Consider the following 14,960-nt stretch of genomic DNA (forward strand, 5'->3'; position numbering starts at 1 on the left):
ATAGACAAGGAAATAATAATTCCCATTATTATTCTACTAATGACAGTAGCCTAGTTACTCAGGAGCCGGATACGGCGAAAGTCGTAAGTCCGGTTTTGAAGCAGGGGGTGGGAAGGCGACTTCCTGCTCTACTGTAACGGGTGTGGGGAGAATAAATAAAATAATCTCCTATCTCCTGACTCCTGACGACCGGCTACTGACGACCGGCTACTGACGACCGGCTACTGACTCCTGACTCCACCAACAGATTTATTCAGCCAACGCTAAAAATATGTAAATAGACGATTTAATTGATTATTATTCATTCTTAATTCTCCTGACTACTGACTAATGGCTACTGACTCTCAACCCTAACAACGATTTTTGATTTCTGCAAGAGGTCTAATATGCAACCCTTTTCCCTGCATTTGCGGAAAATTTTTTGATTTATGCAAGAGTTCTAATGATAGAATGTAATCCTGTACTGCCTTGGAGAGGTGGCAGAGTGGTCGATTGCGCTCGACTTGAAATCGAGTAACCAGCAATGGTTCGTGGGTTCAAATCCCACCCTCTCCGTACTCAACCAATCAAATTTGGACTCCGGTTGCCCGATTGTTCTTAGAGAGGGGAAAATAAAATATACTAGGCTAAAAGGATAATATTGAGGCAGTAGCCCCCCGGCATGGTTTTTTGGAAAAGATTGTTTAATAGCTCGGAAGTCACTGCATCACCTGACTATTCGGGAGACTTGGTAGAGGTTGCCCAGAATGACCTCGGACAGACGCGAGTGTTTTTTAGTACCGATCGAGAGCTAGACCTATATGAGTTAGAAGAACTTTGTGACTCGGTAGGTTGGGCCCGTCGTCCTTTACGCAAAGTTAAAAAGGCGATCGAATGTAGTTTTTTAGTCGTGTCGATGTGGGAAGTGCGAGGTAATCGCCGTCGTTTAGTGGGTTTTGCTCGTGCCACTTCCGATCACGCTTTTAATGCTACAGTCTGGGATGTGGTTGTTCATCCTCACTATCAAAGTAAAGGCTTTGGTAAAGCATTAATGAAATTTATGATCAGGAAGTTGCGGGGTGAGGACATCAGTAATATAACTCTTTTCGCCGATCCGCAGGTGGTGGATTTCTATCGTCGTCTCGGTTTTGTTCTCGATCCCGAAGGTATCAAAGGGATGTTTTGGTATCCCGATTAAGAATGCGGCTCTTAGGCTATACTAAAAAAAGAGTTTACTTCGGGATGTAGCGCAGCTTGGTAGCGCGCCTGCTTTGGGAGCAGGATGCCGCAGGTTCAAATCCTGTCATCCCGACTGGAGAGAAAATTCTTCAAATCCTTACTTTGTCTCCTTTCCGGTTGACAAGAAAGGCTGCCTTTTTTTATTGCCAAACTCTGGTGAGTTAGCGGGAAAAGTAGGGAGTTTGGGGAGAGAAGGAGGAGGTTTTTGGAGAATAACAAGGGTTTTTCCGGCCACTCCTCCTTTTAAGATATCTACAGACGATTATTCTTCTTCGTAATCCCCCTCGAAATCGTCCTCATCCCCTTCCTCATCGGCTTCTGACCAGCTGTCGCTGATGGGTTGGCGACTAAAGCGACTGCTGCCGCGGGAGGAGAGGAAAGCCATTTCATCATCCTCTAAATCGACCACATCACCCTCAGCGTAGGCGCGAGCGGTTTGATCGTCAAGAATCATATCGCTATCGTCACTACTATCGCCGAAACCGGGACGAGGAGGGAAACTGGGACTGCTGGGGGCAGCGTAATAACCACGATTGTTGTTGTAGTTATATTCCTCCTCTGGGGGGGTGTAATCGCTGATCCCCGCCATGTTTTCGTGGGAATTAAAGCCAGTACCCGCCGGAATCAGACGACCGATAATCACGTTTTCCTTGAGACCCCGTAACCAGTCGGACTTGCCTTCGATCGCCGCTTCCGTGAGGACGCGGGTGGTTTCTTGGAAGGAGGCGGCACTGATAAAGCTATCGGTATTCAAGGAAGCTTTGGTGATTCCCAGTAGTACGGGCGTATATTTAGCCGCCGCCCCACCGGTGATTGACATGGCTTCATTTACCGTCTCCACCTGTCGCAATTCCAACAATTCCCCGGGCAACATACTGGTATCGCCGCCGTCATCGATCCGCACCTTAGAGGTCATCTGACGCACGATAACTTCGATGTGTTTATCGGCAATATCGATCCCCTGGGATTGATAAACCGACTGTACCTGATCAACGAGGAACATCTGGGTTTTTTCCAAGGCTTTTAAGGCCGCTTCGTAACTGCCCAAGCTATCCACATAATAATTAAAGAACACCTCTAAAATCTCGTGGGGATTAGCCTGACCATCGGTTAACGCCTGACCCGCATCGATACGCTGATTATCGCTCACCAGGGGGTTTTGACTGCCTAAAAGCGGATATTCACTGATCGTGCCGTCATCCTCGACCACCTTAATATCGACAATCTCAGAATCTTGGTACTCCACTTGACAAACTCCCGGTTTGCGTGCTAAGACACAAGCCTCTTTCGGTTTGCGGGCTTCGAGCAGTTCTTCGATTCTGGGTAAACCTTGAATGATATCCCCAGTTTTCGAGCGCTCAAACACCAACAGCACCAAATTATCGCCCCGTTGAACCAGATCTCCCTCATCGATGTGCAGAATCGCCCCGGCCGACACTCGGTAGGGTCGGGCCTTACGCAGACGGATTTCATAGCCGGTGGTGGTTTGGTCAACGGCCAGCACTTGACCGGAATTGGGGGCTAAAACTCCGGCAGCGATCTCAGCTTCGGCGATTACCAGATCCCCAGCTTTGACGGTGGGAGCAACAGCGAACGGGAGAATAAACTCGTCACGGTCACTGACAATTAAAAGACGGCGTACCGCTTCGCTACCCTTGCGAATCCCGCGAATTTCTCCAGCTTCCTTACACTGAATCTCAGTCCGGGCCACCACTGCCCCCGGTGGGATTTCATCGCCATCTTGGACGAGAACGCGAGTCTGAATATTACCGCCTAAAGGATCATTATCACTATCCCGACGCAGCACCAGAGATTCGAGAATAACTAACTGTAAACGCTGACAATCCCTGTCCTCAATCGGTTCTAACTCGATATCGGCCGTCAGATGGGAGACCGATTCTGGTTCTTCGCTAGAAATTTCTAGGACTAATTGAGTGCTGATCAGTTGACAACCCTCGACGGATTTAACTCTTTCCCCGTCTTTAAAGAAGATGCGCTGCACCGATCGCAGTTCGATATGTCGTCCTCCTTCTTGGTTAGCGGAACCTTGGGTGGGAGAAGTGGATTGGTCTTCTACGGTGAACTCCTGTACTGGTCGCAGCAGTAATCCTAAACCCTCGTTAGTTTCCACCCATTCCGCTTGCCGTAACTCCTCGATCGTCACTTCGGGAGTCAACTGTGTCCCCGGGTAAATTAACTGTTCTTGGGCAATTCCGGAGGATTCTGGTTCGAGATCCATAAATAACAGCCCCGGTTTCACAATAATCTCCCGGAGGATGTCATTTTTCTGGATCACTTCCACCACACCGCTAGAGTTACAGAAGATGTCTTTAACCACTTCTTCCCCTGCTTCCACATACTGCCCATCTTCCACCTGTAAGAGGGAGATATCTTTATTGACTTCGTGGGTTTCTTCGGGAATCCAGAGGATCGTGCCGCCTTTGGTGATTTCATAACCCTGTTTGCGGCTGCCTTTGGCGACTTCGATATCGACGTATTTAATCATCCCGCCGGTGTGGGTTTGATAGCGATCATCGATTAACTCGGCGACAATAGCATGATTCTGTACCTTTGTCCCCGGAGTGGTTTTCAGCAGGAAGCGCTGACCATCGACCGTATGAATAATAAATTGTTCCCGACCAGCGCTACTTTCCACTTTTACTTCGGCCTGATCCAAAGACACGGAAGCGGTGACGATATCGATTTCCCGGCTATTGGGGGCTAAACGCACCAAACCGCCGTTAGTGGATACTAACTTAGTTTCCGCTAGAACATCCCCCACTTGTACTTGATCGCCGTTACTGACCACGGGTTCAGCCCCGGTTGGCAAGTTATACACTTCTCCGGAGAGAATCCATAGTAATCCCCCCCGTTGGGCGATGCGGGTGGTATTGCCTTGGCGATCGGTTTTTTCCTCTGGGACTAATTGCGAGAATAGCACCTCGCCGGCTAAGTCACTGGTTACGTCTTTTGTGGCTTTTTCCGTGGATTTTTGGACTTTATCGGAGGTTATTTCCGCTAGTAACTGTTCCTCGCTTACCGTTGCCCCATCGGTGACAAATAGCAGTGATCCCGGAGTCAAAGAGTAGGTGACAGTTTCTTTAGTTTTATCCTTGGGTGTTAATTTAATTTCCCCCGGTGCCTCCACCTGGTCCCGTTCATCCCCGTGGCGAGTTCGCACGTTACGGATACTTAACCCCGGCAGAAAACGCACGCTTCCCTCGAAGGGACTCCGCACTTGCCGGGCCACTTCTCCGGTAAATACGCCCCCAGTGTGGAAGGTACGCATGGTTAACTGAGTTCCCGGTTCCCCGATCGATTGGGCTGCAATAATCCCCACTGCTTCCCCCATATCCACCGGATGACCGTGGGCCAGACTCCAACCGTAACAGGTTTGGCAAACTGAGCGGGCTGCTTCACAGGTTAAGGGGCTGCGGACTTTGATTTTATCGACCAGTTTGCCCAGTTTTTCGGCGGTTTCATCATCGATAATCTGGTTGCGGGTGGCGATCACTTCTCCCTTGACCACCACATCTTCGGCCAAGGAACGACCTAATAGGCGATCGCTTAAGGGAATTAACACGCGATCGCCATCGGTCATAGCAGTTAATTCGATGTAACGATTGGTGCCACAATCTGCCTCGCGGACGATGACATCTTGGGACACATCCACTAGACGACGGGTCAGATAACCGGAATCTGCCGTCCGTAGGGCGGTATCAACTAAACCTTTGCGCGCCCCGTAGGAGGAAATAACGTATTCGGTAACGGTCAATCCTTCCCGGAAGTTAGTCTTAATCGGGAGGTCAATAATTTCCCCCTGGGGATTAGCCATTAATCCCCGCATTCCCACTAACTGACGCACTTGGCTCATATTGCCCCGCGCTCCAGAGAAAGCCATCATATAGACGGAGTTGAGGGGATCGGTCACTTGGAAGTTGCGAATTACTTCATCTTTAAGCGATTCAGATGTACTATTCCAAGTATCAATTACTTTTTGGAAGCGTTCCACTTCGGTGATTTCCCCGCGCACATAACGCTGTTCGGTTTGCCGGATTTCCTGTTCGGCACTTTCGATCATTTGTCGTTTAGCCGGCGGTACGGTTAAATCATCCACACTAATGGAAACCCCTGCTTTGGTAGCGAAACGAAACCCGAGGTTTTTCAATTCATCGGCCATTTGTGAACAGCGCGCCGAACCGTAGTTTTGATAGGCCCAAGCGATCAGTTTTTTCAGTTTTCCTTTGTCAACAGTTTGGTTATAAAACATCTCGATCCCAGTAACAAGTAAACAGCTATTAGCTATCAGCCATCAGCATTCAGCTATCAGTTAGAAAAGGGAACAGGAAATAGGGAACGGGGAATAGGCAAATTTTTACTTTACTGTCCTTTTTTTTGCTTTTTCCTGGAAAATTCTCTCCTGTCTCCTGTCTCCTGACTCCTGACTTCTCACTGATAACTGATTACTGATTACTGATCACTGAAATTACACTTCCGATTCTTCTTCCTCAAAGTCTTCCGTGGTTAAAGATTCGTAGGTGGGGCGAGAGGGGGCGCGACGACCGACATCGACCATCAGATCCACCTCCACATCGCGGGAAGTACCATCGGGGGCATTTTCCACCTTGTGAACGGCGATATCGAGGCCGAGGGATTGCAATTCTCGCATCAAAACCTTAAAGGATTCTGGCGTACCTGGGCGGGGAATCGGCTTGCCTTTTACGATCGCATTTAAAGCCTCATTCCGTCCTTGCATATCATCGGATTTCACCGTGAGCAATTCCTGCAAGGTATAGGCTGCCCCGTAGGCCTCCAGGGCCCAGACTTCCATTTCTCCGAAGCGCTGGCCTCCCTGTTGAGCTTTACCGCCCAGGGGTTGCTGAGTAACCAAGGAGTAGGGACCGGTAGAACGGGCGTGAATTTTATCATCAACTAGGTGAACCAGTTTTAACATATAGGCCATACCGACGGTAACGGGACGGTCAAAGGGTTCGCCGGTGCGACCATCATAGACGGTGACTTTGCCGGCGTGTTCTTCCTTGAACACCCAATCGCGATTAGGTTTTTTCGAGGCGTTTTCTAGCAATCCGTGGACGGTTAAACGGCTGGCTTCTTCCCCATACATTTCGTCAAAAGGAGTAATCTTAAAGCGCACGCCCAGATTTTCGCCAGCCCAACCCAGTAAACATTCAAACACCTGACCGACGTTCATGCGACTGGGAACCCCTAGGGGATTGAGAACGATATCGACGGGACGACCATCGGGGAGGTAGGGCATATCTTCTAGGGGCAGAATCCGAGAAATAATCCCTTTATTGCCGTGACGACCCGCCATTTTATCGCCCACTTGGATTTTGCGTTTTTGGGCAACGTAAACCCGTACCACCATATTGGCCCCGGGGGGTAATTCATCTCCCTGTTCGCGGGTAAATACCCGCACATCCACTACCCGGCCTTTTTCGCCGTTGGGGACGCGCAGGGAGTTATCCCGTACATCCCGGGCCTTTTCGCCGAAAATTGCCCGCAGTAGTTTTTCTTCGGGGGGTTGGTCTGATTCGCCTTTCGGGGTGACTTTCCCCACGAGGATATCGCTGGCTTCTACCCAGGCCCCGATGCGAATAATGCCTCGTTCATCGAGGTTTCGCAGGGCATCTTCACCGACGTTGGGAATTTCCCTGGTGATTTCCTCAGGTCCGAGTTTAGTTTGACGAGCTTCGATTTCGTATTTTTCAATGTGGATACTGGTGTAGGTGTCTTGTGCCACCAGTCTTTCGCTGATTAAAATCGCGTCTTCGTAGTTATAGCCTTCCCAGGGCATATAGGCGACGAGGATATTCTGGCCGAGGGCGATTTCTCCTCCTTCGGTGGCGGAACCATCGGCGAGGATCTGCCCTGGCACAACTTGTTCCCCTTGATAGACTAAAGGACGCTGATTTAGGCAGGTATCTTGGTTAGAGCGTTGATATTTCTGAATTTCGTACTCTATCTCGCTCTTACCGAAAATCTCTTTGTCTTCATCCGCCACTTTGATGCGAATCCGGTTAGCATCGACGTAGGAAACGACCCCATTGGTACGGGAAACGATGACCATACCAGAGTCGCGAGCGGCCTGTGCTTCCAATCCGGTACCCACAAGGGGACGTTCGGGACGCAGCAGGGGAACCGCTTGTCGCTGCATATTAGAACCCATGAGGGCGCGGTTAGCGTCGTCGTGTTCAAGGAAGGGAATCAGGGAAGTGGCCACCGAGACAATTTGGACGGGGGAAACACAAACGTAGTCCACTTGTTCGGGGGAGGTGGTGGAGAATTCCTGCCGATAGCGCACTGGGATAGTTTCGCCGAGGATATAACCATTTTCATCGGTGGCCACGTCTCCCGGTGCGACTCTGAGATCGTCTTCTTCGTCGGCGGTGAGGTATTTAACGGGGAGATCGTAGCGAACTCGGCCATTTTCCACCGCGTAACAGGGGGTTTCAATAAAACCGTAGTCGTTGACGCGGGCGTAGGTGGCCAGGGAACCGATTAAGCCGGCGTTGGGACCTTCTGGGGTTTCCACCGGACAAATGCGGCCGTGGTGGGAGGGGTGAATGTCGCGCACGGCAAAACCGGCCCGTTCCCGGGTGAGACCGCCAGGGCCAAGGGCGGAAATGCGGCGTTTATGGGTCAATTCCGCTAGGGGGTTGGTTTGATCCATGAACTGGGAGAGTTGCGAGGAACCAAAGAATTCTTTAATCGCCGCTACTAGGGGTTTCGGGTTGACTAGGGAAGCGGGGGTGAGGTTTTGGGATTCGCTGACGGTCATCCGTTCCCGAATGATTCTTTCTAAGCGGTTTAAACCTACTCGCACTTGGTTTTGGAGCAGTTCACCCACGGAACGGACGCGACGGTTGCCGAGGTGGTCGATGTCGTCGGTGTTGCCGATGTCAAATTCGAGGTTAATTAGGTAGTCGATCGCCGATAAGATGTCGGTGGTGGTGAGAACGCGCTGGTTATCGGGGACGTTGAGGCGTAGTTTTTTGTTGAGTTTATAACGACCAACGCGACCGAGATCGTAGCGTTTATTGTCAAAAAAGCGCGATTCGAGCAGTTGTTGTCCGCCGGTGACGGTGGGAGGTTCCCCGGGGCGTAGTTTGCGGTACAGGTCGAGCAGGGCCTCTTCTTCGGTGGGATTGCCTTCTTTGTCGAGGGTTTTTTGGTAGAATTCGGGATGGCGTAGGGAGTCAAAGATTTCGTTATCGCTCAATCCGATCGCTTTCAGGAGAACTTGGGCGGATAATTTGCGGGTTTTGTCGATTCTGACCCAGACTAAGCCGTTTTTGTCGGTTTCAAATTTTAACCAAGCTCCTCGGTTGGGAATCAGGGAAGCGGAGTAGGTACGGCGACCATTTTTGTCGATTTCGGCCTTGTAGTAAACACCGGGAGAACGGACGATCTGATTGACGATGACTCGTTCAGCCCCGTTAATGATAAAGGTTCCCCGTTCGGTCATCAGGGGTAAATCGCCGATAAAGACTTCCTGTTCGATGTTTTCTCCCGTTTCTTTGTTGATTAGACGGGTGGGAACGTACATCTGAACGGAATAGGTGCTATCGCGTCGTTTGGCTTCATCGACGTTGTATTTCGGTTCTTTGAGTCTGTAGTCCTGGCCGAGGAAATGTAGTTCTAATTTACCTGTATAGTCGCTGATGGGGGAAAAGCTATTCAGTTCCTCGATTAGTCCTTCTTCCAAAAACCACCGAAAACTGGAGTGTTGGATTTCGATGAGGTCGGGTAAGAGATTAAAGGTAAGATTGTTCATAGGGTTACAAGGGCTGATGACACGATAGCGACGGTCGGGAATTGCTCTCGGAGATCGGGGTTTTTAGGGGTTGGGTGTTGGGTTTTTAGGGTTTTAGGGTGTTGGGGTGTTGGGGTGTTGGGGTTTTAGTTGAATTCCCCCATTTCCCCATTCCCTGCTCGGTGCTAATAAACTGTGTTTTTTAACTGGGGAGTTGAAATAAGTGGCGGGCGTTGTGGGTGGTTTGTTCGGCTAGGGTTTCGACCGGATAGCCGCGCAGACGGGCGACGGTTTCGGCTACATGGAAGACGAAAGAGGGTTCACAGGGTTTACCGCGGTGGGGATTGGGGGAGAGAAAGGGGCAATCGGTTTCGATTAGTATGCGATCGCTGGGGACAATTTGGGCGGCAGCTTGCACGGTTTTACTGTTTTTGAAGGTGACAATGCCGCTAAAGCTGATGTAAAAACCCAAATCTAAAAACCATTGAGTTTCTTCGGGGTTGCCAGTCCAGCAGTGCATCACGCCGCGAATTTTGCCCACTTGTTGCCGAAAGGCGCTGATTTCCTCCCGCATGACCGGGGCTGCATCTCGACAATGGATAATCACGGGTTTATCGAGACGATGGGCGATTTCTAGTTGCGTCCAAAACACCTGTTTTTGCTGCTCTTGGTTATCCGCTTTATAGAAGTCTAAACCCATTTCTCCGATCGCCACGACGCGCCGATCAGATCGGGCTAGGGATTCGATCTGATCGGCACTATTATCTCGCCATTTTTGGGCATCTAGGGGATGTAAACCGACGGCGAAGGAAATTTCCTCAAATTGATCAGCAATGGCTTTAATCGCCGCAAATTCTTCTGGTTCGACACAGGAGTGGACCAGATGAACGACTCCCACACTTCGCCAACGTTCGGAGATAGCGGGCAAGTCGGCTTGCAAAACGTCAAAGTTCAAATGAACGTGCGTATCTATTAATTGCATCGACCCCCGATCGCTTGTTGCGTCTGTCCTGATTACAGCTTAATTGTTTCTTAGGAAGCTTGGCTAACTTTTTGCAAAGCTTTGGCTAAACTGGCTTTTTTTCTGGCGCCGTTGTTCCGGTGCAAGACGTTGCGCTTGACGGCTTTATCGATTTTACTGTAAGCTTCTGATAGAGCTTGTTGGGCGCTTTCTAACCCTTCCGGGCTGGGGTTAGCTCCGTAGGACGAGACGGCGACAAGACATTTTTTGATCAGGGTTCTTACGGCTGACTTGTACGCTTTGTTGCGTAGACGATTTCTTTCGGAGATTTGGACTCGTTTGAGTGCAGACTTTGTATTAGCCACAGTCGTTTCTTGTTCTCAATACTGGTATGGTTAATCCGGACACAGACAAACCATGATAACAGATTTGTGCTATTTGTTGCAAGAGTTTTCTGGACAAGGTTGGGGCAATCCCAGAGATATTTTCAGGATTGGGTTCCCAGCGATGGGGAAGTGTAAATGACTCTAAAACTGAGCCTCAAGGAGACTCAGTTTCTAGTTTTTTAAGAGCGGCAAGTTAACGAATGTACTCTTTGAGGATACTATTGCGGTTAGGGTGACGCAGTTTCCGCAGGGCCTTGGCTTCTATTTGACGAATGCGCTCGCGAGTGACGTTGAAAATCTGGCCGATTTCTTCGAGTGTTTTCATCCGGCCATCATCTAAACCGTAGCGCAGACGCAGCACATCGCGTTCGCGAGGACTAAGGGTATCGAGGACATTTTCTAAATCCTCGCGTAATAAATTTTTAGAAACTTCATCTTCTGGGGTTTCCCCATCCGCTTCGATAAAGTCTCCTAAACGGGAATCTTCTTCTTTACCGATGGGAGTCTCTAGAGAAATCGGTAATTGGGCAGATTTGGCAATAAAACGCAGTTTTTCGATGGTCATCTCCATCTTGGTGGCGATTTCTTCCTCGGTGGGTTTGCGACGCATTTCCTGAGAAAGAATCTTGGTGGTTTTTTTGATCCGGGAGATGGTTTCGTAGAGGTGGACGGGAAGACGAATGGTGCGGGATTGATCTGCGATCGCCCGGGTGATGGCTTGACGAATCCACCAAGTGGCATAGGTGGAGAATTTATAACCCTTTTCGTGGTCGAATTTTTCGGCGGCGCGGATCAAACCGAGGGAACCTTCTTGAATTAAATCTTGGAAGGAAAGACCGCGATTCATGTATTTCTTGGCGATCGAAACCACTAAACGCAGGTTCGATTGTACCATTTTTTCCTTAGCGCGACGACCATGGTACAAACGACGCTTAAAGGCCGATAAGTATTCCTTTGATTTCGCCAGCCATTCTTCCAGCATGGGAGCCATTAGCTCCGTCTTACCTAAATAAGCCTTAATATCCGATAATTTCGGTTCTTTTTCCGATTTTTCGGCGATAATTTTCTCGATGCGCTCGAACAAGAAAACCTGTTTTCCCCATTCAGCATCGCTATAGAGGCAAAAATCTTCGCGAATGCGTTCTAATTTCAGTAGGTCGGCGATTTTTCTCGCTAATTCGATCTCCTCCTCCGCTCTCAATAACCGAATCCTGCCGATCTCTTGCAGATAAATCCGAATCGAATCTTCTGTATAGGGTTTTTTTCTAGCGGCGTCGCGACGACGAGCGCTGGCAAGGCGGCGGGTTTTTTTGCCATCGTTGCTATCGCTGGTTTCTTCTAGCTCTAACTCGATATCCTCATCATCGAAGTCTTCGTCTAGGTCAATCAAATCTAAATCCAATGGCGGCTCGGTAAGGGTTAGTACATCGTGGGCCTGCATCATGCCGTTTTCCTCTTGCTCCTTCTGTGCAAAACTAGAAGATCGAATCTCAATCTAGGTGATACTGAACAAATTTGTGTCTCAAATCCGAGACGGGGAAAGACTTTTCCGATTGTAGCTTTAATTACAACAAATGGGAGAAGAACTTTGCTTAAATTTCCTTGTGTCGATGCGATTTTAGCGACACGGAATGCTGTTTTAGCTCGGTCAACTCATAATCTGGCTCCTGCAAAAATTGGGTAAATGGCTGGAGTACTGAAATCCGATCGCCGGTTTGTCTGCGGTGTTGACCAGATAGCTAAGTATCCAAGGAATTATGGGGTGGGTTAACCGTTCCCATTGGCAAGAGGAACGGCATCCCTATTTGCCTTGGCTAATTCCTTTAGTCTTTAGCTATTGTATTTAATTTGATCGGATTCTTACGGATAAATTTCATCCCTCATTGCTTTTACGCGCATCCAATTTTAATACACTTGTATTAAAATTGTTAGAGCGCAAGCTCATAATATTAACTTAGCAACATTTTAGAAATTTGCGAGACAAATTTAAGATTTTCTCCAATAGCACCGTGGGGTGTTGGGAGATGGGGAGATGGGGGTGTGGGGTGTGGGGAAGTGGGGAAGTGGGGAAGTGGGGGAATTTCAACTAAAACCCTAAAACCCTAACACCCTAACACCCTAACACCCCAACACCCCAACACCCTATCTAGACTTGTAGCATTTCGGGGGTTTTTTCCTTCTGCTGCAGTGCGACGTGGAGACGGTTTAAGGCACTGACGTAGGCACGAGCGGAGGCGACAATAATATCGGTATCGGCTGCGCGAGCAGAATAGGTGCGTCCTTCGTAACGGAGACGGATGGTCACTTCTCCTAAAGCATCGATTCCCTCGGTAACTTCTCGCACCGAGAAAGAGATTAATTCGTTCGGAATCTGCACCACTCGATCAATCGCTTTGCAGAGAGCATCCACTGGCCCTGTACCAATGGCCGCATCGGATAACTCGCTACCGTCGGGAGTGCGAATTGTTACCGTGGCCGTGGGTCTGGCGTTATTGCCACAGGACACTTGTACTAATTCGAGGCGAAAGTGATCGGGAACCGTATCGATTTCATCGTTAACAATAGCTTCTAGATCGCGATCGGTGATTTCCTTTTTGCGATCAGCCATTTCCTTAAACTGGATAAAAGCGTTATTAAGTTCCGTTTCCGAAAGCTCAAAACCCAATTCCTGTAACCGAGAGCGAAAAGCGTTGCGGCCAGAGAGTTTACCGAGAACGATCTGATTATTAGTTAAACCGATCGATTCTGCGTCCATAATCTCATAGGTGAGTTTATGTTTTAACACCCCGTCCTGATGGATTCCCGACTCGTGTGCGAAAGCGTTAGCACCGACGATCGCCTTATTCGGTTGCACAATCATGCCGGTAAGATTAGAAACTAGGCGAGAAGTGCGATATATTTCCTTGGTGTTGATCTTGGTTAAAGGTTCCGTGGATTCTGGGGAACGACCGAGGAAAGGATTAAAATAGGAGCGCCGCACATGAAGGGCCATCACCAATTCTTCTAGGGAAGCATTACCGGCACGCTCACCGATACCATTAATGGTACATTCCAACTGTCGAGCGCCATTTTTAACTGCTTCGAGGAAATTAGCCACCGCTAACCCTAGGTCATCGTGACCATGGACGGAGATAATCGCTTGGTCGATATTGGGGACATTTTCCTTAATACCACGGATTAAAGCCCCAAATTCGCTAGGGGTGGTATAACCGACGGTATCGGGAATATTAACAGTGGTGGCTCCTGCGGCGATCGCTCTTTCGAGGACTTGATAGAGGAATTCCGGATCGCTGCGGCCAGCATCTTCGGGGGAAAATTCCACATCATTAAGGAAGGATTTAGCATAGGCCACCATTTCTGGCACAATGTCAAGAACTTCCTGACGAGTCTTCTTAAGTTTGTATTGGAGGTGGATATCAGATGTGGCTAGGAAGGTGTGAATTCTGGGCTTGGCGGCGGGTCTGAGCGCATCGGCGGCAGATTTGATATCTTTTTGGGTAGCCCGGGCTAATCCGCAAATAATCGGGCTATCAGCTTCGCTGCCGACGCTGGCGGCAATTTTCTGTACAGCTTCAAAGTCCCCCGGACTAGCGTGGGGAAAACCTGCTTCAATGACATCAACTCCCAGTCGTGCCAGTGCGCGCGCTATGGTTAGCTTCTCATCCACATTTAAAGCGGCACCCGGGGACTGTTCCCCATCTCGAAGGGTGGTATCGAAGATAATCACACGGTCTGGACTGGTATTCATAGTTTTTTTGTACCGTTAACGAACTTGGGAGTTGTTCCTCTGATTATAGCAGCCGAGGCCGAGGGGGTTGTTAAGGAAAATTGCCCTGAGAATTTCTCGACTTGCTCGCGCTTTTCCGGCTTGCCCTCTTTTTGGCTACCATAGAGGATATAGATAAATTGGCGAGGTAGTTAACAATGTTTGGCAAACCAGCGAAGGAACCGAACCCACCGGAGGTCAAAGACCTACAGGAGGTGATGTTTTCAATTAAGCAAAATCTCGAACCAGATCAGGATAAAACTGATATTAATCTTGTTGAGACTCCTACTCCAGAGGTGGTTACTGTAGTTGAAAATATTAGTAAAATTCTCTCTCCCTATTTTATCGTTTTGGTGGGTTTATTTCTCTATGATCGAAATAGTTTTATCGGTTTTTTGTTAGTCTTTACGGGAGTTTTAGCGATTTTTCGAGTTTCTCTCAAGGATATCAATAAAATCTTTGAAGAAGGGAAAAAGTTTTTCCCATCTAAATAGGTTTCTCGTTTGGATAGAGCAGTTTCTTAATGGTGAAGTGGCAAGTCTCTACTGTTAGGAAACGACTAGAGGGATGTTTTTTTGAGTTATCAGTCAGTGAACTGATAACTGATAACTGATAACTGATAACTGATAACTGATAAGTACCTAAGCAAAATTAATTACACATTTCGATAAAGCTTTTGCCTCTTGCCTATTGCCTCTTGCCTGTCTTCACTAGGAAATTTATTTTGCATGACTACTTAACTGATAACTGATAACTGATAACTGATAACTGATAACTGATAACTGATAACTGATAACTGATAACTGATAACTGATAACTGATAACTGATAACTGATAACTGATAACTGATAA

8 protein-coding genes and 2 tRNA genes are annotated in these 14,960 nt (G+C 48.6%); 4 read left to right on the top strand and 6 right to left on the bottom strand.

Going from position 1 to position 14,960, the window contains the following annotated elements:
* Positions 1–470 precede the first annotated feature (470 nt).
* From IM509_RS15685 to IM509_RS15695, 3 genes are all read left to right on the top strand, one after another.
* A tRNA-Ser gene (locus IM509_RS15685) sits at positions 471–555 on the top strand.
* 106 nt (positions 556–661) lie between these two features.
* On the top strand, positions 662–1,177 hold the full coding sequence (locus IM509_RS15690) for a GNAT family N-acetyltransferase (protein WP_002736326.1): 516 nt from the start codon (positions 662–664) through the stop codon (positions 1,175–1,177).
* Between the two features lie 40 nt (positions 1,178–1,217).
* Positions 1,218–1,291, top strand: a tRNA-Pro gene (locus tag IM509_RS15695).
* Positions 1,292–1,480: 189 nt separating this feature from the next.
* Here the strand turns inward: IM509_RS15695 and IM509_RS15700 are convergent.
* The 6 genes from IM509_RS15700 to IM509_RS15725 form a co-directional block, all read right to left on the bottom strand.
* A complete protein-coding gene (locus tag IM509_RS15700; RefSeq protein ID WP_052278300.1) occupies positions 1,481–5,488 on the bottom strand; it encodes a DNA-directed RNA polymerase subunit beta' in 4,008 nt (1,335 codons plus the stop codon).
* A gap of 216 nt (positions 5,489–5,704) precedes the next feature.
* The gene (gene rpoB, locus IM509_RS15705) at positions 5,705–9,016 is read right to left on the bottom strand and encodes a DNA-directed RNA polymerase subunit beta (RefSeq protein WP_002758699.1); all 3,312 of its coding nucleotides are present in this window, start codon (positions 9,014–9,016) and stop codon (positions 5,705–5,707) included.
* A 181-nt stretch (positions 9,017–9,197) separates the two neighbouring features.
* Positions 9,198–9,977 (bottom strand): TatD family hydrolase, encoded by a 780-nt coding sequence (locus IM509_RS15710; protein ID WP_052278299.1) that lies wholly within the window; start codon positions 9,975–9,977, stop codon positions 9,198–9,200.
* 50 nt (positions 9,978–10,027) lie between these two features.
* A complete protein-coding gene (gene rpsT / locus IM509_RS15715; RefSeq protein ID WP_002786973.1) occupies positions 10,028–10,321 on the bottom strand; it encodes a 30S ribosomal protein S20 in 294 nt (97 codons plus the stop codon).
* 214 nt (positions 10,322–10,535) lie between these two features.
* Positions 10,536–11,786, bottom strand: a complete 1,251-nt coding sequence (rpoD, locus tag IM509_RS15720; protein ID WP_052278298.1) for an RNA polymerase sigma factor RpoD — start codon at positions 11,784–11,786, stop codon at positions 10,536–10,538.
* Positions 11,787–12,488: 702 nt separating this feature from the next.
* Positions 12,489–14,090, bottom strand: a complete 1,602-nt coding sequence (locus tag IM509_RS15725) for a 2-isopropylmalate synthase (RefSeq protein WP_052278297.1) — start codon at positions 14,088–14,090, stop codon at positions 12,489–12,491.
* A 176-nt stretch (positions 14,091–14,266) separates the two neighbouring features.
* Between IM509_RS15725 and IM509_RS15730 the strand changes: the two genes are divergently transcribed.
* On the top strand, positions 14,267–14,602 hold the full coding sequence (locus IM509_RS15730; RefSeq protein ID WP_072923666.1) for a hypothetical protein: 336 nt from the start codon (positions 14,267–14,269) through the stop codon (positions 14,600–14,602).
* Positions 14,603–14,960 lie beyond the last annotated feature (358 nt).

This window comes from Microcystis sp. M31BS1 (assembly GCF_020245285.1).
Lineage (GTDB): Bacteria > Cyanobacteriota > Cyanobacteriia > Cyanobacteriales > Microcystaceae > Microcystis > Microcystis panniformis.

Bases quoted from the DNA above. Each gene is read 5' to 3' on its own strand.
- rpoB (WP_002758699.1), bottom strand. From the start codon at position 9,016: ATGAACAATCTTACCTTTAATCTCTTACCCGACCTCATCGAAATCCAA.
- IM509_RS15725 (WP_052278297.1), bottom strand. From the start codon at position 14,090: ATGAATACCAGTCCAGACCGTGTGATTATCTTCGATACCACCCTTCGA.
- IM509_RS15710 (WP_052278299.1), bottom strand. From the start codon at position 9,977: ATGCAATTAATAGATACGCACGTTCATTTGAACTTTGACGTTTTGCAA.
- IM509_RS15730 (WP_072923666.1), top strand. From the start codon at position 14,267: ATGTTTGGCAAACCAGCGAAGGAACCGAACCCACCGGAGGTCAAAGAC.
- IM509_RS15690 (WP_002736326.1), top strand. From the start codon at position 662: ATGGTTTTTTGGAAAAGATTGTTTAATAGCTCGGAAGTCACTGCATCA.
- rpoD (WP_052278298.1), bottom strand. From the start codon at position 11,786: ATGATGCAGGCCCACGATGTACTAACCCTTACCGAGCCGCCATTGGAT.
- IM509_RS15700 (WP_052278300.1), bottom strand. From the start codon at position 5,488: ATGTTTTATAACCAAACTGTTGACAAAGGAAAACTGAAAAAACTGATC.